21 protein-coding genes are annotated in these 21365 nt (G+C 54.3%); 9 read left to right on the forward strand and 12 right to left on the reverse strand.

Going from position 1 to position 21365, the window contains the following annotated elements; translation table 11 throughout:
- Positions 1-32 precede the first annotated feature (32 nt).
- Genes OO713_RS03465 through OO713_RS03485 form a run of 5 tightly spaced genes read left to right on the forward strand, consistent with a single transcriptional unit; the run spans position 33 to position 3660 of the window.
- Positions 33-902 carry a sulfurtransferase gene (locus OO713_RS03465; RefSeq protein WP_264786322.1) on the forward strand — a complete coding sequence of 290 codons (870 nt, stop codon included), beginning with the start codon at positions 33-35 and terminating at the stop codon, positions 900-902.
- Positions 902-1324 (forward strand): SufE family protein, encoded by a 423-nt coding sequence (locus OO713_RS03470; protein ID WP_264786324.1) that lies wholly within the window; start codon positions 902-904, stop codon positions 1322-1324. Before OO713_RS03465 ends, OO713_RS03470 begins: the two co-directional genes overlap by 1 nt.
- Complete coding sequence (locus tag OO713_RS03475; RefSeq protein WP_264786325.1) at positions 1311-1874, forward strand: hypothetical protein; 564 nt, start codon at positions 1311-1313, stop codon at positions 1872-1874. The genes OO713_RS03470 and OO713_RS03475 overlap by 14 nt, the downstream gene beginning before the upstream one ends.
- A 47-nt stretch (positions 1875-1921) precedes the next feature.
- Complete coding sequence (locus OO713_RS03480; protein WP_264786326.1) at positions 1922-2482, forward strand: DUF3000 domain-containing protein; 561 nt, start codon at positions 1922-1924, stop codon at positions 2480-2482.
- 29 nt (positions 2483-2511) lie between these two features.
- Positions 2512-3660, forward strand: coding sequence for an HRDC domain-containing protein (locus OO713_RS03485; protein ID WP_264786328.1), 1149 nt, complete (start codon positions 2512-2514; stop codon positions 3658-3660).
- Here OO713_RS03485 and dxs read toward each other — a convergent pair.
- The 5 genes from dxs to dut are packed head-to-tail and all read right to left on the reverse strand — an operon-like array spanning position 3605 to position 9921.
- Positions 3605-5542, reverse strand: coding sequence for a 1-deoxy-D-xylulose-5-phosphate synthase (dxs, locus tag OO713_RS03490; RefSeq protein WP_264786330.1), 1938 nt, complete (start codon positions 5540-5542; stop codon positions 3605-3607). The two genes, OO713_RS03485 and dxs, sit on opposite strands and share 56 nt — an antisense overlap.
- A 34-nt stretch (positions 5543-5576) precedes the next feature.
- Positions 5577-8246, reverse strand: a complete 2670-nt coding sequence (gene acnA / locus OO713_RS03495) for an aconitate hydratase AcnA (protein WP_264786331.1) — start codon at positions 8244-8246, stop codon at positions 5577-5579.
- The gene (locus OO713_RS03500; RefSeq protein ID WP_264786332.1) at positions 8239-8937 is read right to left on the reverse strand and encodes a DUF3159 domain-containing protein; all 699 of its coding nucleotides are present in this window, start codon (positions 8935-8937) and stop codon (positions 8239-8241) included. The genes acnA and OO713_RS03500 overlap by 8 nt, the downstream gene beginning before the upstream one ends.
- Complete coding sequence (locus tag OO713_RS03505; RefSeq protein ID WP_264786334.1) at positions 8930-9490, reverse strand: DUF3710 domain-containing protein; 561 nt, start codon at positions 9488-9490, stop codon at positions 8930-8932. The genes OO713_RS03500 and OO713_RS03505 overlap by 8 nt, the downstream gene beginning before the upstream one ends.
- The gene (gene dut / locus OO713_RS03510; RefSeq protein ID WP_264786335.1) at positions 9490-9921 is read right to left on the reverse strand and encodes a dUTP diphosphatase; all 432 of its coding nucleotides are present in this window, start codon (positions 9919-9921) and stop codon (positions 9490-9492) included. Before dut ends, OO713_RS03505 begins: the two co-directional genes overlap by 1 nt.
- Before the next feature lie 22 nt (positions 9922-9943).
- Here dut and OO713_RS03515 point away from each other — a divergent pair, with 22 nt between their 5' ends.
- A complete protein-coding gene (locus tag OO713_RS03515; protein WP_264786336.1) occupies positions 9944-10387 on the forward strand; it encodes a DUF3093 domain-containing protein in 444 nt (147 codons plus the stop codon).
- Here the strand turns inward: OO713_RS03515 and OO713_RS03520 are convergent.
- On the reverse strand, positions 10355-10636 hold the full coding sequence (locus OO713_RS03520) for a DUF4193 domain-containing protein (RefSeq protein ID WP_264786338.1): 282 nt from the start codon (positions 10634-10636) through the stop codon (positions 10355-10357). The genes OO713_RS03515 and OO713_RS03520 overlap by 33 nt on opposite strands.
- Before the next feature lie 157 nt (positions 10637-10793).
- Here OO713_RS03520 and sepH point away from each other — a divergent pair, with 157 nt between their 5' ends.
- A complete protein-coding gene (gene sepH / locus OO713_RS03525; protein WP_264786340.1) occupies positions 10794-11540 on the forward strand; it encodes a septation protein SepH in 747 nt (248 codons plus the stop codon).
- Here sepH and OO713_RS03530 read toward each other — a convergent pair.
- Positions 11508-12575: a nucleotide pyrophosphatase/phosphodiesterase family protein gene (locus tag OO713_RS03530; RefSeq protein WP_264786342.1), complete on the reverse strand. Its 1068-nt coding sequence runs from the start codon at positions 12573-12575 to the stop codon at positions 11508-11510. The genes sepH and OO713_RS03530 overlap by 33 nt on opposite strands.
- A 44-nt stretch (positions 12576-12619) precedes the next feature.
- Between OO713_RS03530 and OO713_RS03535 the strand changes: the two genes are divergently transcribed.
- Positions 12620-15001 carry a DNA topoisomerase (ATP-hydrolyzing) gene (locus OO713_RS03535; RefSeq protein WP_264786343.1) on the forward strand — a complete coding sequence of 794 codons (2382 nt, stop codon included), beginning with the start codon at positions 12620-12622 and terminating at the stop codon, positions 14999-15001.
- On the opposite strand, the gene OO713_RS03540 is transcribed toward OO713_RS03535, so the two are convergent.
- A complete protein-coding gene (locus OO713_RS03540; protein WP_264786344.1) occupies positions 14998-17052 on the reverse strand; it encodes a DNA topoisomerase IV subunit B in 2055 nt (684 codons plus the stop codon). The two genes, OO713_RS03535 and OO713_RS03540, sit on opposite strands and share 4 nt — an antisense overlap.
- Positions 17053-17162: 110 nt before the next feature.
- Between OO713_RS03540 and OO713_RS03545 the strand changes: the two genes are divergently transcribed.
- Positions 17163-17354, forward strand: coding sequence for a hypothetical protein (locus tag OO713_RS03545; RefSeq protein WP_264786345.1), 192 nt, complete (start codon positions 17163-17165; stop codon positions 17352-17354).
- Here OO713_RS03545 and OO713_RS03550 read toward each other — a convergent pair.
- From OO713_RS03550 to OO713_RS03565, 4 genes are all read right to left on the reverse strand, one after another.
- Positions 17341-17919, reverse strand: coding sequence for a hypothetical protein (locus tag OO713_RS03550; protein ID WP_264786346.1), 579 nt, complete (start codon positions 17917-17919; stop codon positions 17341-17343). The two genes, OO713_RS03545 and OO713_RS03550, sit on opposite strands and share 14 nt — an antisense overlap.
- Positions 17916-19127, reverse strand: a complete 1212-nt coding sequence (locus OO713_RS03555) for a MurT ligase domain-containing protein (protein WP_264786348.1) — start codon at positions 19125-19127, stop codon at positions 17916-17918. The genes OO713_RS03550 and OO713_RS03555 overlap by 4 nt, the downstream gene beginning before the upstream one ends.
- Positions 19128-20321, reverse strand: a complete 1194-nt coding sequence (locus OO713_RS03560; protein ID WP_264786435.1) for an RNA polymerase sigma factor — start codon at positions 20319-20321, stop codon at positions 19128-19130.
- 120 nt (positions 20322-20441) lie between these two features.
- Positions 20442-21344, reverse strand: a complete 903-nt coding sequence (locus OO713_RS03565) for a PAC2 family protein (protein WP_264786349.1) — start codon at positions 21342-21344, stop codon at positions 20442-20444.
- Positions 21345-21365 lie beyond the last annotated feature (21 nt).

The following is a 21365-nucleotide window of genomic DNA, read 5'->3' on the forward strand; positions in this document are numbered from 1 at the left end:
GGGGCAAGTTTAGACAATCTTTAGGAGTTACGGTGTCAGACAAGTTCTCAGGCTATGCCCATCCACAGGTTCTGGTAACCACTGAGTGGTTGGCCCAGAACCGCACCTCGGTCAAGGTCGTCGAATCCAACGAAGACATTCTTTTGTATGACACCGGCCACATTCCCGGTGCGGTCAAACTCGATTGGCACACAGAACTAAATGATCCGGTGCGTCGCGACTACTTAGATGGGGCCGGCTTTGCCGCTCTTATGCAGCGCAAGGGAATCTCCCGTGATGACACCGTGGTGCTATACGGTGACAAGTCCAACTGGTGGGCCTGCTACGCGTTTTGGGTTTTCAAGCTCTTTGGACACGAGGATGTTCGACTTCTGGATGGCGGCCGGGCGAAGTGGGTTGCAGAGGGTCGCGAGCTAACCCGTGAGGTGGATCCGGTCACTTCGGGAAACTACCCAGTTGTGGAGCGCAAGGATTCGGAAATCAGGGCATTCCGTGACGACGTTCTTAGACACGCAGGGTCACCGATTGTAGACATTCGCTCTTTCCCTGAGTACACCGGAGAGCGACTGCACATGCCGGACTATCCAAACGAGGGTGCCGCTCGTGGCGGACACATCCCATCGGCAAGGAACGTGCCCTGGGGAAAGTGCGTGCAGGAAGACGGTAGCTTCAAGCCGGTAGAGGGCTTGCGCGAGGTTCTGTTGGACGAGACTGGCTTCAGCGAGTCTGAGAAGTTCATCACCTACTGCCGTATCGGAGAGAGATCCTCTTTGACCTGGTTTGCCCTCAAGTACCTTATTGGCGTCAAGGACGTCCGTAACTACGACGGCAGTTGGACCGAGTGGGGCAACCTCGTAGCGGTTCCAGTCGCGCGTGGCGAAGAGCCTGGAGTTTTGGCCTAGTGCACGAAAGAGTAAGTGCGGTAGTTGATGACTTTCAGTCGATGACTGGCAACGATCGCCTGCAGATGCTCTTGGAGTACGCTGATGCGCTTCCTGACTTGGATAGTCGATTTGGAGAGCACCCTGAGCTTCTAGAGCGAGTTGAAGAGTGTCAGGCACCCGTATTCATCGCGGTCGAGGGTAGCCCAGCGAAGATTGATTTGTTTTTCTCTGCCCCCAAAGAGGCTCCAACAACTCGCGGATTTGCCTCTGCGCTGAATCAGGCTTTGAACGGTCTCACCGCAGCAGAAATCCTCGCTGTGTCTGATGATTTCCCAACCGAGCTAGGCCTAGACCAGCTGATTTCCCCACTTCGCGTTCGCGGCATGCGCGGCATGCTTGCCCGCATCAAAAGAAAGACGCGGGAGCTTGCTGCCGGTTAGCGACCACTTTGGATCTGCGTCGCTGTCAGATAGCTTTCTAGACGCGCTGCTTGCAGGTTCAAAAATCACCGCAAGTTTGGTTGTGGATTCAGCAGGTGAAACCCAGGATAAACAGGGCGGTTCGAAGCTACTTGGCGGACCAACTGATCTGCTATGGCTTAGGGCCTTGCGAAGGAATGCCAATCTGGTGGTCACCAGCGGTAAGACTTACCGTGCCGAAAAGTATCGGATGCCAAAGTCAGCGAATCTTGCAGTTTTCTCAAGATCAAGACTCTCCCCGCCCGAAGGACTCGATAATCCACAACGGTTCATCGAACTCGGCGAAGTCCCCTCGATACCTCAGGTCGTTCAAACCCTGGCAAAGGACTACAGCAGGATTCATCTAGAGCTAGGTCCTAGCACTTTGGTTCCAACCTGCAAAGAACTTGAACTTGGAATCTGGATAAGCTCACTCGAACCCACGGGAGTCACTGCATTCTGTGACAAGCACCAGCTGTCTGTTGTGCATGAAATCAGTGCGAAGGATTTGGTAATCGCTTACTGCCGCTAGCGGCGTGGCACGGGCCTCCTTTTCCGCTTCAGGAGTAGCTTTTTGTGGTGGAGTTAGACCTATCCGAAATCAGTGAGCCCTTCAGAGGCATGCTCGCTTCCTTGACTGAGGTCGCCACTCGTGATGAGATCGAACTAACTCAGATTCCATCCCCAAAAGGCATCGCTCCAGAGTCGTTCGCCATATCCGCAGAGATCCGGCATCAAACCGAGTCAGATCACGGTGTGAGCAGATTGGTCTTCTGTAGAGATCCTCAAATTCCAGAGGGTTGGAACTCTGAGTTTCGCATCATCGGCTACGCAAAATCACCAATCGAGTTGGAGATGGCAAAGGACGAGTATCTCTCCCAATTGCCCTGGGAATGGCTTCGCGATTCACTGAGTCAAAATGGCGCCAGCTTTGCCCATGAAGCGGGAACCACAACCACAGTTGTTTCCACCGGCCACGGTTCTTTGATCACCCAGCCGCAACATGCGGAGCTAGAAATCAGGGCATCATGGGCGCCGGTAGGTTTTGATTTGAAGCCTCATCTTCAAGGGTGGATTGAATTGCTCGCCCTGATCAGTGGCTTGCCCCCTAGGGACAGCAAAGTAGTGAGGCTTGGTTGAAGCTTTCTGCTCCCCGCCTGCCTGTGGCATTGGTCACAACTGAAAATGAGTTGCTGCGCTGTGTATCTGACATCGCAAAGGTAGATGTTCTCTCCTTAGATGCCGAGCGCGCGAGCGGCTTTCGATACTCTCAGAAGGCCTATCTGGTTCAAATAGCAACCGAGTCAGAGATTTTCCTGATTGACCCAGTTCTACTTGACGAAGAGTCACACACTTGGCGAGAGCTGCTCTCGGCTCAGCTGAACCAGAAGACTTGGCTTTTGCATGCCGCCACTCAAGACCTCCCCTGCCTTGCTCAGCTTGGGTTTTACCCCAAGAAGCTGATTGACACTGAACTGGCGGCTCGCATCGCTGGGCTAGCAAGGGTCGGACTTGGATCACTCTGCGAGGAACTTCTTGACCTAGAGCTTGCCAAGGAGCACAGTGCCTCCGACTGGTCGCTACGGCCACTGAGTGACGAGATGCTCAACTACGCCGCCCTAGATGTTGATGTCATGGCAGAGCTGTGGGTCGCACTTGAAAAGCTTTTGATCGAGCAGTCAAAGATCGATTTCGTAGCCGAGGAGTTTGAGCACCTGCTCGGTTTCAAACCCAAACCCCAGCCACAAGAACCCTGGCGCAATCTGCCAGGGTTGAGCAAAGTCAAAGATCTAAATCGAGTCAAAATTGCTGCCAGTTTGTGGCTGGAGCGAGACCGGATCGCCAGAGAAAGTGACACGGCCCCCGGTCGATTAATCCCTGACCGAGCCATCATGGCGGTTGTCAACACTCCTCCAGCCTCCAAATCTGAGCTTGCGGGCAATCGAGAGTTTCAAGGCAGGGCTTCGCGCTCCATGCTTGGGGTGTGGTGGCAGGCAATCGCTTCAGCTAATGATCTAGAGATTGAGTTGACGCCATCAGAGCGCGGCAACGGTATCCCAAATCATCGATCCTGGGAAAAGCGCTTTCCTGAAGCGCACCAACGACTCGAGAGCACCAGGCCATGGTTGGTATCGCTCTCCGAAGAGCTCTCCATCCCGGTGGAGAACCTGCTCACACCTGACTATCTAAGACGAGTCTGTTTTGCTCCGGAGTCAGACGTAGCCAAACAGCTAGAGCAGCTAGGTGCACGAAGCTGGCAAATTAACCTAGTTGCGCCTCTGATCCAAGCTGAGTTTTCTCGCCTTCAAGAGGTTTAGCGTGGGGCACCTTGGTGCCAACAACCTGAGCAACGATTTCATGGGCAATAGCTTGAGGAGTCAGTCCGAGTCTCTCCAGAATCTCTTCACGCTCTGCATGCTCGAGGAACTCAGCTGGAACACCGACCTCGTTAAGGCCAGTGTCAACACCGTTTGCCCTTAATTCCTGGCGCACTCTGCTACCAAAGCCACCAACTCGCACGCCATCTTCAAGCGTGACAACCAAACGGTGCTCGGCAGCAAGGTCGATGATGCTCTTTTGAACTGGAACTATCCATCTTGGGTCAACCACGGTTGCACCGATACCCTGAGCTGCAAGCAGGTCGGCCACTTTCATGGCGGTGTGGGCAAAAGGACCAACTGCCACGATCAATACATCCTTGCTTGCCGAGCGGTGTAGCACGTCCACACCATCCTGTGTGCGGTACTCGGCGGGTAGGTCGCTCGCTACCGATCCCTTTGGAAAACGAATCACTGTTGGGGCATCATTGATCTCGATCGCCTCCTGCAGCTCTTCGCGCAGGGTTGCCTCATCGCGCGGGGCGGCTAGCCTGATTCCTGGAACCACCTGAAGGATTGATAGATCCCATACGCCGTGGTGCGAAGCGCCATCAGGACCGGTTATGCCGGCACGGTCGAGCACGAAGGTGACGCCAGCCTTGTGGAGCGCAACATCCATCAGAAGCTGATCAAAGGCGCGGTTTAGGAACGTTGAGTAGATTGCGACAACGGGGTGCAATCCACCAAAGGCCATACCCGCTGCAGAAGCAACCGCATGTTGCTCAGCGATACCGACATCGAAGGTGCGGTCGGGGAATCGGGAAGCGAACTTGTCTAGTCCGACCGGGATAAGCATCGCTCCAGTTATGGCGACCACGTTCTGGTTTTGCTGACCAATTTGAACCATCTGGTCCGCGAATACACCGGTCCAGGATTTGCTGCCGCTAACTTTTATCGGCATACCGGACTCAGGGTTGATCTGTCCGACTGCGTGGAATTGGTCAGCCTTATCCTCGAGTGCCGGGTTGTAGCCTCGACCCTTTTGGGTGATGGCATGCACTATCACGGGTGCCCCGTAACTCTTCGCCAGCTGGAGTGCCTCTTCCATCGCCTTCAGGTCATGTCCGTCGATTGGGCCGATGTACTTGATTCCTAAGTTTGGAAAAATCCCCTGCGGTGCATTCTCAGTCACGATCGAGTGGCCTGCAGCGTGCGCAGCGTCAAAAACTGCCCTACCCAGAAAACCGAACTTATAGAAGAGCTTCTTAGATAGTCGATAGCCCTTTTTGTACCAGCCCTCTGTGCGAATGGCATTCAGGGTCTTGGCAAGACCGCCGATAGTTGGAGCATAGGAGCGACCGTTGTCGTTTACGACGATCACAAGCTTGCGGTCATTGTCGTGGCTGATGTTGTTGAGGGCTTCCCAAGCCATTCCACCCGTGAGCGCACCGTCTCCGATGACGGCAACCACGTGTCTGTCCTGACCGGTTGATTTGAATGCGCGACTGATTCCATCTGCCCACGACAGTGAGGAGGAAGCATGAGACGACTCGACGATGTCATGTTCGGATTCGCTACGCTGCGGATAACCCGCAAGTCCGTCCTTCTGACGAAGCCGTGAGAAATCGTGACGACCGGTTAGTAGCTTATGAACGTAACTCTGATGTCCGGTGTCCCAGACAATTGAGTCCCTTGGTGAATCAAAGACCCTGTGGATTGCAACCGTGGTTTCAACAACACCTAGGTTCGGACCCAGGTGTCCGCCAGTCTTGGAGACAGACTCAACTAGGTAGTCGCGAATCTCCTGGCACAGTGCGCTCAGCTCTACATCGCTGAGCCCCTTGAGGACCTGGGGCTTCGTTACCCTGCGAAGAATATCCATTTTTAGCTAAACCCGAATTGGATTTAGTTGATTCCTAGGCGACCAGGGATCGAAGGACATACTGCAGGATTCCACCGTTGCGGAAGTAGTCGGCCTCACCCGGGGTGTCGATGCGAACGATCGCATCAAACTCGATGACCGATTTGCCCGCTGGAGAATGAGCTGAAGGCTTTGCCACAACACGCACAGTCTTCGGCGTAACACCCTCATTGAGTTTTTCAATGCCTGTGACATCGAAAACCTCTGTGCCGTCTAGACCTAGCGAGTCGGCGCTCTCCCCCTGCGGGAACTGCAATGGCAAGACACCCATGCCAATCAGGTTCGATCTGTGGATGCGCTCGAAGCTCTCTGCGATCACAACCTTGATTCCAAGCAAGCTGGTTCCCTTAGCGGCCCAGTCACGTGAGGATCCAGAACCGTACTCCTTGCCCGCTAGGGCAACCAGTGGGGTGCCTTGAGAACGGTAGTTCTCGGAAGCATCAAAGATAAAGCTCTGTGCGCCCTCTGCGGTTGTGAAGTCTCGGGTGTAGCTACCCTCGACGTTTTCGAGAAGCTGGTTACGAAGGCGAATGTTTGCGAATGTCCCGCGAATCATCACCTCGTGGTTTCCTCGTCTTGAGCCATAGGAGTTGAAGTCAACTCGAGATACACCACGTTCAGTGAGGTATTTTCCAGCTGGTGAGTCTGCCTTGATAGAACCTGCAGGTGAGATGTGGTCGGTCGTGACCGAGTCACCAAGCTTCACAAGTACCCGCGCACCGGTCACGTCAGAAACTGGCTCTGGGGTGAGCTTCATGTTGTCGAAGTAAGGCGCCTTCTTCACGTAGGTTGAGTTCTCATCCCATGTGAAGATCGAACCCTTTGGAGTCGGCAGTGAACGCCAGCGCTCATCGCCATCAAACACAGACGCGTACTGAGTCTTGAACATCTCCGAGTTAATCGAAGAATCAATGGTGGACTGGACTTCTTCTGGGGTTGGCCAGATGTCCTTCAGGAAGACGTCGTTACCCTGCTGGTCTTGACCGAGCGGGTCGTTCTCGAAGTCGAAGTCCATGGTTCCAGCAAGCGAGTAAGCAATTACCAGCGGTGGAGATGCAAGGTAGTTCATCTTCACATCAGGGTTGATGCGACCTTCAAAGTTGCGGTTACCAGAGAGAACTGCGGTGACAGCTAGATCGTTCTCGTTGATCGCCTTCGAGATCTCGTCACTTAGCGGCCCCGAGTTTCCAATACAGGTGGTGCACCCGTAACCAACAAGGTTGAAACCAAGCGCATCCAGCGAGTCGGTTAATCCAGCCTTGGCGTAGTACTCGGTAACAACCTTCGATCCAGGTGCGAGCGAGGTCTTTACCCAGGGCTTGGCTTTGAGACCCTTAGCAACAGCCTTCTTTGCCAGCAGGCCAGCTGCGAGCATTACCGATGGGTTGGAGGTGTTCGTGCAGGAGGTGATGGAGGCGATGGTTACAGCACCGTGATCGATGGTGAAGTCCTTGCCTTCGACCTTTGCGGGCTTACTCTGCTCACCTGCGTAGGTAGGCAGCACCTGCTCGAACGAAGTCTTTGCCTTGGAGAGTTCGATGCGGTCCTGAGGACGCTTTGGACCAGCTATCGATGGGACAACTGTTGAAAGGTCCAGCTCCAGGTACTCGGAGTAAACCGGTTCGATTGACGGGTCGTGCCAAAGTCCTTGAGCCTTCGTGTATGCCTCTACTAGAGCGACCTCCTGCTCCGAACGACCGGTAACACGCAGGTAGTCCAGGGTGACCTCGTCGATTGGGAAGATTGCAACGGTTGAGCCGAACTCTGGGGACATGTTACCGATGGTTGCACGGTTTGCCAGTGGAACCTTGGAGACGCCCTTGCCATAGAACTCGACGAACTTGCCCACTACTCCGTGCTTGCGAAGCATCTCGGTGATTGTCAATACAACGTCGGTAGCTGTAGCACCGGTTGGGATCTCGCCAGTTAGCTTGAACCCGACGACTCTTGGAATCAGCATCGACACAGGCTGGCCCAGCATGGCCGCCTCGGCTTCAATGCCGCCTACACCCCATCCAAGGACGCCCAAACCATTGACCATGGTGGTGTGGGAGTCGGTTCCCACACAGGAGTCTGGATATGCCACGAGCTCGCCATCAATCTCGCGGGTCATTACAGTGCGAGCCAGGTATTCAATGTTCACCTGGTGCACGATTCCAGTCCCTGGGGGAACAACCTTGAAGTTGTCAAAAGCCGTCTGTCCCCAGCGCAGGAACTGGTACCGCTCGGCGTTTCTCTGGTACTCAAATTCCACGTTGCGCTCTGCGGCATCTGGGGAGCCTGCGATGTCGATCACGACTGAGTGGTCGATGACCATTTCAGCTGGCGCTAGCGGGTTGATCTGCTGTGGGTCGCCACCAAGTTGGGCTACAGCCTCACGCATGGTTGCCAGGTCTACCACGCAGGGAACACCGGTGAAGTCCTGCATGATCACGCGAGCCGGGGTGAATTGAATTTCAGTGTCAGGCTCTGCACTTGGGTCCCAGTTGACCAAAGCGTCTACGTGAGCCTTGGTCACGTTTGCACCATCCTCGGTGCGGAGCATGTTCTCCAGAAGAATCTTCAAGCTATATGGGAGCTTCTGTGCCCCGAGCTCGGCCATGCTGTAGTACTTATAGTCCTTGCCGGCTACGGACAGTGACTTAGCTTGGAAACTTTTACCCATGTGTATTTCCTCCAGAGTTACTCGAATAATCTACCGCTTTTGACTGCTGGATTCTTCTCAGTAGAACCCACGTGAGTGCCAGCAAACCTGCATATGCCGGAGCCCCCATGATTGCTCTTGCCATCGCCAGTTGCTCAACTAGGTCGGCGAAGTAAAGCGGAACCTGAACCAGCAGTCGCAGTGAGAAGAACGCAACCCAAATCAGTGTGATCACCTGGAACTTGCGTCGAAGGGGCTTATCCCCCCGCCAGTGGTCGAGGCCGAACAGGAATTGACCGGCATAGCCCAGAATAGGGCGCTTAATCAAGACGCTCACCAAAAGTACGGACCCGTAGGCGGCGTTAGTAAAGAATCCGGGTACAAAGTAGTCGGAGGCCTGCCCACCGTCGCGCAAGGCCAAAAAGGCTGCGAGCCCGACCGCTCCCAATCCAATCAGGGCCTGCATCAGCGATTTGCGCTGAAAAAGCCGAATCAAGATGAAAATGCAGGATAGCCCGACGGCCGCGGATACCGCCCAAATTGCCGAACGGCTCAGACCATAGGTGACAGAGAACGCAGTGGCGGGAAGCACTGCCTCCAGAATGCCTAAGGGGCCGCCGATGGAGGCTAGTAGCGATGAGCCGGTAAGGACTAAGTCCTCCCCCTCCTTCGCAAGTCCGAGACGACCCGCAACTTGGTCCCGCTTACTCATTCGCCGTCGGCAAGGTGATGGGTAGCAGCTCACCTGGTGGTAAGGCGGTGTCCCCACGGTTGACCGCTACAGACCGGTATAGCGCGATTAGTTTGGAGTAGGTCTCGGGTTGATAGATCTCGGGACCGGTTAAGACCCCTCTAAGAAACCAACGCGGTCCATCTACGCCGATAAATCTGGATTCGCGCAAGAATCGCTTGCCGTTCTCAGTGACGGAGGTCTGAACTCGAAGTTCTGGGCCCAGCACTCCCGGGATAATCTCTGCGAGACCATTTTGTTCGGCGATGCCCTTAGCTATCGCATTCATGGTGAACTCCCACAGACCCTCGGATTTTGTAGCAGCAAAGGCTTGAATCTGAAGTCGGTGACCATCTTGCTCGAGCGATAGCGACACGATGCGCTTTGACTGATCGTCGACATCGGCCTTGATCGTGATGCCCGGCTGTGGCGAGATGCGAAGTGAACCGAAGTCGAGATACGGTGTCAGGATGCCGAGCTCGGAGACATCAAACGGCCCATTTTCTAATCGGTCAGCCGGTTCAAGCTTCGCCATCAGCTTCGCCCCGTCGATCCAAAGCCACTGTCACCGCGGAAACTTTCTGGTAGCTCCTGAACCGGGTGAAAGGTCGCTCTTTCGACTCTTTGAAACACGAGCTGGGCGATTCGATCGCCTCGCGTAATTTGGAAGTCCTCGTCGGAGAGATTGATAAGCGTCACCATTAGCTCGCCGCGATAGCCCGCATCAACGGTTCCAGGGGTGTTCAGCACGGTAATTCCGTGTTTGGCAGCGAGGCCGGATCTTGGGTGCACCAATCCAACGTAGCCATCTGGCATAGCGATCTTCACGCCGGTCTTCACCAGTGCGCGCTTACCGGGCTCCAGGATCAAAGTCTCAGTAGAGCGCAGATCCGCTCCGGCGTCCCCTGGTTTTGCATAGCTGGGTTCAAAGCCCGCTTCGGCGATGATGAGCACGTCTAAATTCACCCCGCCAGCGTAATCTATTTGCGTGCACCTTGTTTTTGAAGAGCGATTACTGCCGGCCCCCACAACGTATCTAGCGCTCTCGCTATCAGCGCCGATGGTCGCACTGGCGGCCCTACCCTTCGGTTTAGAACTCGCTCTGACACTGGGCGTTTTGGTTCCCACGCTCCTTTTCGCACTGGCCAGCTTGCTTGCCCCCAAGATCTCACTCACCGATTTGGAGTTGCGCGCAGGCTCTTTTTCAATTCCGCGCGAAATCATTGGCGAAGTTCGGGTTTTGGATCAGCAGGCCTCGAGATTTGAACGTGGGCCGGGACTAAATGCAAATGCTCGGATGCTGTTGCGCGGAGACATTGCAACCATGATCAAAATCGAGATTCTGGATCCCCAGGATCCGACCCCCTACCTATTGATTTCTACTAGGCGCGGCGAACTACTAGCTAGCGCACTCCGTGCAAATCGGGCCTAGTTTGGTCTTCGAAGCCATCTGATTCTGCGGCTTTACCAAGAAGCAGCTCATGCAGGTGAATTCGTTCTCCTGCAGCGGCAGGATCACGACCTCAAGCTCTTCGTTTACCACATCTGGGATCGTGAAGGAATCTACGTTGTCAGCGTCATCCTCGCTGATTGTTGGCTTTGAGGGGATGCGCTCCTTAATTGCGTCTAGAGATTCCGTATCGTCATCGTTTTTACGCTGAGCGTCGTAATCAGTAGCCATCTCGCATCCCTTTCCATTCCTCGGCGTGAAGCATGCCCTAGTCATTTGATAAAAGCAAGTTGGAAACGCCGACAGTTGAATTCTCTTAGCAAACTCACCGAGCAGGTTGCCGTGGTGTTCTGAGCTCTAGTGCCAGACTTCAACCAAGGAGGCGGCTATGGAGCTCAGATTCATTACTCGCGAGAGCGATTTCCTGATTTTGGAGACAGAGTCAGGGGAACGAGCCAGGGTTTTGATTGACGAGTCCTTGAAAGAGGCTGTCAAGCGAGTTCCGCAGATCGCTAGTTCCGGGGTTAGCCCCAAGGATGTGCAGAGCGCTATCCGATCCGGTAAGACGCCTCAAGAGGTCGCTCAGCAGTTAAATGTGCCCATTGAGGCAGTACTTCCGTTCGCCGCTCCAATCTTGGATGAGCTTCGATTTGTGCTTCAGCAGGCGCTGACCACAAAAGTTTCAAATGGCTCGAAGATGCAGGAGTTCGGAGAGCTTGTTGCTCTGACGTACCCGAACCCTGACTTTGAAATCACTAAGCCAGCAGATAAGTGGGTCCTCACGGCCGGTAACAGCTTGAAGTGGCACTTTGACCCTAAGACAAGATTGATTGACCCGGTTAGTCCCGCTGCCCAGGAGCTTGCAAAGTCGATTTCAAGTGAGCGCGAGATGATTAGGGTCGCACCGCCCGTTGTCCAGGAGACTCACAGCGCCCCTGAGGTTACCGATGCAACGGCTGAGCCAGAGCCGGCGGCTTCGGTTCATGACTTAGTCGAAGAGCTCAGAGCTCGCAGAGCCGCCCAAACGAATCAGATAAAGCCCGCTAGCGCCAAGGGTCGAGCATCGCTGCCAAGCTGGGATGAGATTGTTCTCGGGACCAGCTCAGATGTTGAACCGGATCAAGGGGATCTGTAGCTCCTGTGAGCTCAATCCCCCGTGATGAGCGATCATCCGGTAGGAACGCGGTTTAGAAAAATCTGAGTGATACAGAGTGTTATTGCCCTTTGCTAAAAGCACCAAATCAGGGAGCCTCTCTTTGGCCTGCGGTCCCAGCTCACCATACAATCCGGCTTCGACAAGAGCGTTTGCATCGTACGCGCTGAACTGCTGATACGTTTCTAGCTCTTGAAGCAGGGATTCCTTATCGACTTCGGGCTTGAGATACAGATACATACTCCGGGTGTCTCCACCAACAAACTCGACTCCCCTTGGCCTTAGAAGTTCGTCTAGCTCAACTCGCTTCTGATCATTAGTGTCGACCATTCCGTGGTCCGCTGTTATGACTATCCCGGCATCCTTGGGGATCACCTGGGTGAAGCGCTCCAAGATTCCGTTCAACTGCTCCAACAGTGCTCTCCAGCTGTCTGACTCCCAGCCCTTGACATGCCCAAGCTGGTCAAGCTCTTGAATGTAGAGGTAGTTGATTGATCGCTCTTGGCTCTCAAGAAGTCGCTTGGCCATTTCGAATCGATCGGCGATTTCATCCGCCTCGTGAAAAAGCACCCCACGCATCGTTGCTTTAGTGAAACCCGTGGTCCGATACTCGGTGGCAGAAATGACATTGGTCACCACCCCTTTTTCAAGTGCGGCTTCCGAAATGGTTTGGTTGGGCTGCCACTGGAGTGGATCTGTCTCCTCGGTCCAACCATTCAAAAGATTCAATGTGCGCTGAAAGTAGCGATCTCGAACCACATGGCCAATGATTCCGTGTCCTCCCGGCCTAAGACCCGTTGCGAAACTTGATATGTTGACGCTCGTTGTCGACGGAAAAGCTGCGTGCAGCACCTGACCTTTTGAAGCAGCTCCTGCGAGGAATGGAGCGTGTCCAGCTGCAGCTTTCAAGTTTTGATAGCCAAGGCCGTCGATGAAGATGACCAGTACTTTGTTCCGGGGTTTGAAACCAAGCTCGGAGCGCTCCCCTAAAACCGAACTGAGTGCGGATTTGAACACATGCCGAATGCTCCCAAGTCCTTTGGGTACTGGAGGTAAAGTCAATGGCACCCCAGAAGTTTTACACACCGAGGAACATGACCCAGTCCAACGAACGCATTATTGACGTCGATGTCGCCAAAGAAATGCGGGAATCATTTCTGGAGTACTCCTACTCGGTCATCTATTCCAGAGCCCTGCCAGATGCCCGCGATGGCCTGAAGCCCGTTCAACGCCGCATCGTTTACCAGATGGGTGAAATGGGCCTGCGACCAGATCGCGGTCATGTCAAATCTGCCCGCGTCACCGGCGAGGTGATGGGAAAGCTTCATCCGCACGGCGACGGTGCAATCTATGATGCGCTGGTTCGTATGGCCCAGGATTTCAGTCTGCGTCTGCCACTTATTGATGGCCACGGTAATTTTGGAAGCCTAGATGACGGCCCGGCAGCTGCTCGTTACACCGAAGCCCGTCTGGCTCCAGCTTCACTTCTTCTGAATGAGTCCTTGGATGAGGATGTTGTCGACTTCGTACCAAACTACGACGCGCAGTTAACCGAGCCGAGTGTGCTGCCAGCGGCATTTCCGAATCTCCTGGTCAACGGCGCATCGGGCATCGCTGTTGGCATGGCTACCAACATGCCACCACACAATCTTCGTGAGGTAGTAGCAGCGCTGCAGTTGTTGATTGCGAACCCAGACGCAGAATTAGAGGAAATCCTCAAGGTGCTTCCTGGACCCGACCTGCCCTCTGGTGCGATTGCACTAGTTGGAGAAACTCTCACCGAGGCTTATGCCACTGGTCGCGGTGCATTTCGCATGCGGGCCAAAATCAGTATCGAGAACGTTGGTCCACGCCGCACCGGGCTCGTGGTAACCGAGCTCCCATATCAGGTTGGACCAGAGCGCGTTGTGGACCGAATTCGCGAAGCCGTAAACGCAAAGAAGCTTGAGGGGATTCATGACGTCGTAGACCTCACGGACCGTGAGAACGGACTGAAGCTTGTCATCGAGCTAAAGACTGGTTTTGACCCCTCCAGCGTTGTTGAGGCGCTCTATAAGTTCACGCCGCTGGAAGAGAATTTTGGCGTAAACAATGTGGCCTTGGTCGATGGCAGACCCCAGCAATTGAGCCTTAGAGAGCTATTGCAGGTTTACATCGGTCACCGACTTGAGGTTGTGAAGCGCAGGAGCATCAACCGCAAGGACCGCAAGAGCGCGAGGCTGCACCTTCTTGAGGGCTTGCAAATTGCAGTGCTCAATATTGACGAGGTGATTGAGGTGATTCGCACCTCCGACACGGTCGAGTCCGCGCGAAGCCGCCTGATGCAAATTTTTGACCTCTCAACGCTTCAGGCAGACCACATCCTTGAGCTGCGGCTAAGAAGATTGACTCGATTCTCTGTGATCGAGTTAGAGACTGAAGCCGACGAGTTGCGCCGTGAAATCGAAGAACTTCTTAGGCTGTTGTCCTCGGAGCAGCTGATGCGCAATCTTGTCTCTAAAGAACTCGACAAGGTCGCTCAGGATTATGGTGACGAGCGCCGCACTCTGTTGATTGACGCCTCGGGAATCTCCGTGGTTTCGAGATCGAAGGTCGTGGTTCAAGAGCTCAGTGATGAACCCACCAACGTTTATATTTCCCCCACCGGGGCAGTATTCCGTTATTCAGGTGTGGTCGCCCATACCGAAGCGAGACTGCTGTTTGAGAGCACCACTCGCAGCGATGTCGCATTCCTGACCTCAAACGCTGAGGCGGTGCGGGTTCATGTCGCGGATCTACCCAATTACAACCCAGGTGTGAGCGGTGCGATGCCAGATGCGACCGAGTTCTTAGGCTCCGCTAATCGCGTGGTAGCGGTAATGCCGTGGGGCTCTGAGGCAACATATGCCCTAGGCACGGCTCAGGGCACGGTTAAGCGCTTTGCGGGACCCTTGCCTGATAAGGACCAGGTCTCCGTGCTCGCACTCAAAGAGCTGGACGAAGTGGTAGGGCTGGTTGAAGCCGACGAGAGCACTGAATTGGTGTTTGTAACCAGAGAGGCAAATGCCCTGGTATTCCCTGCAACATCTGTTCGACCGCAGGGACTTCCGGCATCTGGAATGGCCGGAATAAACGTCGAGGATTCCAGGGTAATTTTCTTTGGTCGAGCAGACTCGGATTCCTATATCGTAACTGCGGCGAACCTTTCTGCTGCGCTTGGCGACACCGATCCTGGTGCGGGAAAGATTACTCCGCTTCGAGAGATTCCTCGCAAGGGAAGAGGAGCCATGGGAGTGAGAGTGCAGCGGTTCCTCAAGGGCGAGGATCAGCTTTACTTTGCAGCGGTTGTCCAGCACGGGCTGCTCTTTGACCTGGACGGCAATCCGCTTCCTGAACTTGATAAAAACTCCAAGCGAGACGCTTCTGGATCAGCTCTTGAACGGTATGTAGCTAGCGCCTTCTAGGCGTCGATTCGCTCTCGGTCGAAATCGTCGGCCGCATCAATTATGAAGTCCTTTCGAGGCGCGACATCCGAACCCATCAACAGCTCGAACATCTCCTCGGCAATTTGAGCATCTGCGGCAGTGATTCGTCTCAGGGTTCGGTTTTGTGGCTGCATGGTGGTCTCAGCTAGCTGATCAGCATCCATCTCCCCCAGGCCCTTATAGCGCTGAATCGGCTGCAGGTAGCTTTTACCCTGTTTATCAAGACGCTGCAGCAGGTCCGTTAGCTCCTGCTGCGAGTAGGTGTAAATCGGCTCTTTACTCCTGCCGTTCTGCACCATGACTCTGTGAAGCGGCGGAACGGCAGCGTACACCCGACCTGCCTCTACCAATGGCCTCATGTATCGGAAAAAGAGGGTGAGAAGCAGTGTTCTGATGTGAGCCCCGTCAACGTCGGCGTCTGACATCAGAATGATCTTCTCGTAACGGACCTGCTCAAGGTCAAATGTGCGGCCAGAACCGCCACCAACCACCTGAATGATTGAGGCACACTCGGCATTCGAGAGCATGTCGGAGATCGATGCCTTTTGGACGTTGAGGATTTTGCCTCGAATGGGCAGTAACGCCTGGAATTTGGAGTCACGCGCTAGCTTGGCGGTGCCCAGCGCGCTATCACCCTCAACAATAAACAGCTCCGAGCCCTCAGTAGCGCTAGCTCTGCAGTCAACCAACTTGGTCGGTAGCGACGAGGACTCCAGTGCGTTCTTTCGTCGCTGAGTGTCCTTCAGGGTACGTGCTGAAATGCGGGCCTTCGCCTCATTGACGATTTTCTCGAGAATCTTTTCAGCCTCTTGCTTTGAACCCCTGATGTTGCCGGACAGAAAACTGTCGAGGTATCTCGATACGGCGTTGGCGACAATTTGCTTCACCGCAGGGGTGCCAAGGGTTTCCTTGGTTTGACCCTCAAACTGCGGTTCGGGAAGGCTAACGGTCACGACTGCCGTGAGGCCCGCCATGACATCCTCACGCTCGATTTTGAGGCCATTGGCCTTCAGTTTGCGTGAGTTGGTTTCGACCGCAGCACGAATGGACTTGAGCAGCCCCTGCTCAAATCCCGCTTGATGCGAACCGCCCTTCGGCGTCGAGATAATGTTCACGAATGATCTGAGTTCGGTTTCAAATCCAGTGCCCCAGCGAAGTGCAACCTCGACCTTGCACTCGCGCTCGATCTCTTTAGAAACCATCGAGCCGGAGTCGTCCAAAACCGGCACGGTCTCCTTGAAATTTGCAGACTCCGAGATTCGCTTGGTGGCAACAACAGGAGCATCTTTGCAAAGATGCTCGACGTATTCAGAGATCCCACCCTCAAATTCAAACTCAAGCTTGGTACCGGAGCGCCTGTCTTCAGCACTTAGCTTGAGCCCTGGAACCAAAAAGGCAGTTTGGCTGAGCCTGGCTTTTAGATCGTCAATTGAGAAGACCGCACTTTGATCGAAGATTTGCCTGTCTGGCCAGTAGCGAACCTTGGTTCCAGTGATTGTCTTTGCGACCTTGCCAAGTTTCCTAAGCTCCGAGTTATCTTCAAACGGCTTAAAGGGTGCATCAGGCTGGTCAGACGCGAAGGTGCCCGGTTCCCCCCTGCGAAAAGACATTCCCCAGGTTTGCCCATCACGGTTCACTTCAACGTCCAGGCGCAGGCTAAGTGCGTTCACTACCGATGCCCCAACACCATGGAGACCGCCGGAGGCGCCATATGATCCTCCACCGAACTTGCCGCCGGCGTGCAGCTTGGTAAAGACGACCTCGACTCCGGTGAGTCCAGTTCTTGGTTCAATGTCTACGGGAATGCCTCGCCCAAAATCCTGAACCTCGAGGGAGCCGTCCTCATGGGCGATAACCCTGATTTCCTTGCCATATCCGGCAAGGGCCTCATCTACTGAGTTGTCGATGATTTCCCACAGACAGTGCATCAAACCGCGACCATCGGTAGAACCGATGTACATTCCGGGGCGCTTGCGAACGGCCTCAAGACCCTCAAGAACTGAAAGGTGACGGGCTGAGTAGTTTTCCACGACGCAACGCTAACCGATAGCAGGATGCATCCCAGACTGCCACTTCGCAGATAGCGAAACTGGCGCAAAATCGGGACTGTTTAGGGGCTGTCCGTGTTTCAATAGTCGCAATGGAAAACACCGCTGAGAAACTTCTTGCCACTGACCGCTGCGACGTCTGTGGAGCACAGGCCTACATTCGAGTCGAGCTGGAGATTGGCGAGCTGCTTTTCTGCGCCCACCATGGAAACGCCAATAAGGAGAAGCTTCAGCCAATCTCCATTAACTGGCACGATCAGTCTGACGAACTCAGTCAGCGATAGAAGTCTTAATTATCTGCTCGAGGTAATTTTCGAGCCTTCCCGAGAAGCTTGAACTGAGTTCTGTTTCAACGCCGATGGCATCCAAAACTAGCTTGAGCAAGTCCGGCGACTTTGCAAGCACCGGCCCGTACAAGGCTGTTCCTATGAAGGCACCCTGAATAAACAGGTCAGAACCGTCTAAATCAGTATTGCGGTATCCAAATGCGCTGAGCGATCCGGATTTAGCCACGCGAAATTCACTTACCCTGGCGGCCCGAACAGGATTGGGAAGTCCGTCAAGGATGTCCATGTAAAACTCATAGCTCGAACCCACCAAGAGGGTTGCTTTCCCCTGATCTAGTCGCGACTGCAGGCCTGGAGCCAGCTCCAAAAGTTCAGCTGAGTATTCGCGCCTCACAGCATTGAACGAGTCACCGATCAGAACGAAGTCCGCACTTAGGTCAAATTCGTGCAGAACCTCAAAATCAACCCCTCGCCACTGCAACTGCTTAGTCAATACAAGCAGATTGCCCTGGTCTGCATTTCTATTGAATAGCTCGGGTCTATAGCTTGAAAGAGAGATCATTTCGCCAGCCCTAAATGTCTTCGAGTGCGGCGCATCGCATCAGCTGAGAACATGATTGTGGGCGAGTCTCCAGGAAGTTCTAGAAAGTAGTCAGCGGCATCCTGAGGCGACTGAATCACCCTTCCGATTTCGACTCCGCTATAGGTGAGGGCCAAGGCGAGATCGTAAGCATTTAGCCCACCCACCACATCAACTCTGGTCAGTTTCGAGAAATCGACCGCCCACAACCAGCTAGGATCGTGAATGTCAGACCCGGCCATGAGCATCAACGGAGTCTCTTGGCCGGAAATGTTCTCCAGGTTGAGGTTAAAGCTGACGGAGTTCTGCACCAACATAAGCCGAACCTCTCGGCCGGCAATCTCTGTTCGCTCGTCACGAGCAAACACGACAGGCATGTTTTCGAGCGTGGTTTCAACTAACTCCTGATCGATAACAACGGTTTGCTCAACGGCTGCGATCGCTGCAGCGATGTTCAAAGCCTGGTGCGTGCCCGCGCTTGGAAGCTTTACGAAATAGCGCGCCCGCTTGGTTGCTATCTCAGCGCTCGTGCCTTCAACGCGAACAACCTCGGCCGAAATAGGAAGCGGGTCAGGCTGGGAAAAATTGATTGCATATTCAGGCCTCTCACCCTCAAAGGTTCTTCCCAAGCCAAACGCCAGGGAGTTCACCTCCTGAGCAAACTCCAGAAGGTTCGGGTCATCACCGTTGAGGATTACCAGCTCACTGGCCGCTGCAATACGTCTTAGCTTGTCCTGAACAAACTCTGGGTCCACGAAGCGATCCAGCTGATCAGATAGCACATTTGTCAGTACCGAAGTCCTTGGCCTTAGTTCAGAAATCAGGGCTGCTCCGTGCCCCTCATCGAGCTCCAGGACGACGATGTCGGCGTCAATGCGTCCTCTTAGATCTCCAAATTGCAATACCGCTGCGTATAGACCCTGACGAATATTCGCCGTAGATGGATTGGTGAATACCTTTAGCCCTGCGGCCCTAAGCAGCTCAACGATCACCTTGGTGGTGGTGCTTTTTCCGGCTGTCCCAGAAACGGCGATTAGCCCGTGAGGAGCAGATGCAATTGCCCTTGAGAGTAACCTCGGTTGGATTTTGAATGCGATTGTGCCGGGGAGGGCTGACCCTCCACCCCTACGTACGAGTCGGAGAAGAAACCGGGCGACTTTGCCCAACAGCATTGCGGCAAAGGTGCGCAATTAGCTGTCCAGGTAGTCCCGAAGCAACTGCGAACGAGAGGGGTGACGAAGCTTAGACATGGTCTTGGACTCGATCTGTCTAATGCGCTCTCGTGTGACACCGAACTTCTCGCCAATTTGGTCGAGAGTCATTTGCACACCATCTCCCAAACCGAAGCGGGAGCGAATGACGCCTGCCTCCCTTGGGTGAAGACTGTCTAATACGCGCTCCAGCTCCTGCTGCAGCATGGTGAAACCAACTGCGTCTGCAGGGACGACCGCCTCGGTGTCCTCAATCAAATCTCCGAATTCGCTGTCGCCATCTTCACCCAGAGGGGTGGAGAGCGAGATTGGCTCACGGCCGTATTTCTGGACCTCAACAACCTTTTCTGGGGTCATGTCCAGTTCAGCTGCTAGCTCCTCTGGAGTGGGCTCTCGACCAAGGTCTTGCAGGAGCTGACGCTGAACACGGGCAAGCTTGTTGATGACCTCAACCATGTGAACTGGGATACGGATAGTTCTAGCTTGGTCGGCCATCGCACGAGTGATTGCCTGACGGATCCACCAGGTGGCATAAGTCGAGAACTTATACCCCTTGGTGTAGTCAAACTTCTCAACGGCTCTGATTAGACCGAGGTTTCCCTCTTGAATCAGGTCAAGGAATTGCATGCCTCTACCGGTGTAGCGCTTTGCAAGCGATACAACTAGACGAAGGTTCGCCTCTAGGAGGTGAGACTTTGCACGCTGACCATCTTTCACAACCCAGGTGAGATCGCGTCGCTCTTGAGGTGAGAGGTTTTTGGCAAGCGAAAGCTTCTCCTCAGCGAACAATCCGGCCTCAATGCGCTTTGCTAGCTCAACCTCGAGCTCCGCATTTAGAAGCGCGACCTTACCGATCTGCTTGAGGTAATCCTTGACCGGGTCTGCTGTAGCGCCGGAGATAGTGAGGTTCTGAACCGGGATGTCGTCATCGTCGTTGTTCAGAACTAGCACATCGGCGGGAAGCTGAATGGATTCGGTGGCTAGCTCTTCTTTGGCCTCGTCCTCAGCGGTTAGGTCAACGGCCTCTTGTGCCTCGGCGACGATGTCCTCGACAGGCTCTAATTCAACTTCTTCTTCATCTTCTTCATCGCCATCGGGCAGATCAGCCACAGCCTTTGACTTCTTTGGAGCCTTCTCGGCCTTAGCTTTGGCCTTGGAGATAGTAGCGATGATAAACCTCGTTTTTGGGCAGACTTTAAACCCTTGTCAAGTCGGGTGACCTGAAAGGGTTTAGGGGCAAATTATGTCACGGAAGTGACCATTTCACAATCTAGAACGCCTATTTGGCCGAACTTATTCCTTTTCTTCGCCTGTTCTCCGCATGGCGGCGAGGTAATTTTCAAGTTCTTCGGCTAACTGGTCCGCACTTGGAGGCTCGCTCGGAACTTTTCCGATTGGCGCTCTCGCGGGTCCATCAGTTGAGGAGTAGCTCGACTCGAGGGTTGCAACCAACTTAGCCAGTTCGGAATTCTCCTCGACCTGGGAGTCGACCTTTGCCAGGAATTTCTTGGACGAGTCTCTGAGCTCGTCGGATGGAAACACCAAGCCAGTTGCAGCGCTAACAAGCTCGAGCGCCGATACCGCAGCACCAGGAACCTCGTTATCAGCCAGGTAGTGCGGCACCAACAGCACAAAGCCCGCTACCGGCAGCTCCGTCTTCGAAAGCGTGTACTCGAGTAGATGCACCACGTTTCCTGGCACTTGGGTTTGCGGCTTCCACTCCGAAAAGCGATCGATCAAGTCCTTGCGATTGCCCGAAACCGTCACGCCTATCGGCCGGGTGTGGGGCAGTGGAAACGGGATTGAGTTCACCCAGGTGAAGGAGCTGATTTCGAGCTCTTCACAGAGGTCTTCGATGGCCTGCGAAAACGCTTCCCAGCGAAAATCGGGTTCGTAGCCATCGAGCACCAGAAATGCCTGGTCCGCCTCGTCCCGCATGAGGTAAATACCCAACTCTGCGGGCTCATAGGACTCAATGTGGTCTTTTTCGAAGTAAAGCATTGGCCGTCTGGAACGGTAGTCCAAGAGCTCATCGTTATTGAACTTGATGACCAGCTCAGATTCGAGACTTGCAAACAGGTGAGAGGAGACCTGACCGATAGCTGTACCGGCATCTGTGAATCCAGTCAGCATGCCCAGCAGGGGTAGACCTACCAGCTCCTCCTCGGGCACCAGGACACGATACAAAGGACTCATAAGCCGATACTAACCCACCTA

The sequence above is a fragment of the Aquiluna sp. KACHI24 genome (assembly GCF_025997915.1).
Classification (GTDB): domain Bacteria; phylum Actinomycetota; class Actinomycetes; order Actinomycetales; family Microbacteriaceae; genus Aquiluna.

Coding starts and splice junctions, on each gene's coding strand:
- acnA (WP_264786331.1), bottom strand. CDS start 8,246: ATGGGTAAAAGTTTCCAAGCTAAGTCACTGTCCGTAGCCGGCAAGGAC.
- sepH (WP_264786340.1), top strand. CDS start 10,794: ATGGAGCTCAGATTCATTACTCGCGAGAGCGATTTCCTGATTTTGGAG.
- OO713_RS03535 (WP_264786343.1), top strand. CDS start 12,620: ATGGCACCCCAGAAGTTTTACACACCGAGGAACATGACCCAGTCCAAC.
- OO713_RS03565 (WP_264786349.1), bottom strand. CDS start 21,344: ATGAGTCCTTTGTATCGTGTCCTGGTGCCCGAGGAGGAGCTGGTAGGT.
- OO713_RS03520 (WP_264786338.1), bottom strand. CDS start 10,636: ATGGCTACTGATTACGACGCTCAGCGTAAAAACGATGACGATACGGAA.
- dxs (WP_264786330.1), bottom strand. CDS start 5,542: ATGGATATTCTTCGCAGGGTAACGAAGCCCCAGGTCCTCAAGGGGCTC.
- OO713_RS03505 (WP_264786334.1), bottom strand. CDS start 9,490: ATGGCGAAGCTTGAACCGGCTGACCGATTAGAAAATGGGCCGTTTGAT.
- OO713_RS03550 (WP_264786346.1), bottom strand. CDS start 17,919: ATGATCTCTCTTTCAAGCTATAGACCCGAGCTATTCAATAGAAATGCA.
- OO713_RS03500 (WP_264786332.1), bottom strand. CDS start 8,937: ATGAGTAAGCGGGACCAAGTTGCGGGTCGTCTCGGACTTGCGAAGGAG.
- OO713_RS03545 (WP_264786345.1), top strand. CDS start 17,163: ATGGAAAACACCGCTGAGAAACTTCTTGCCACTGACCGCTGCGACGTC.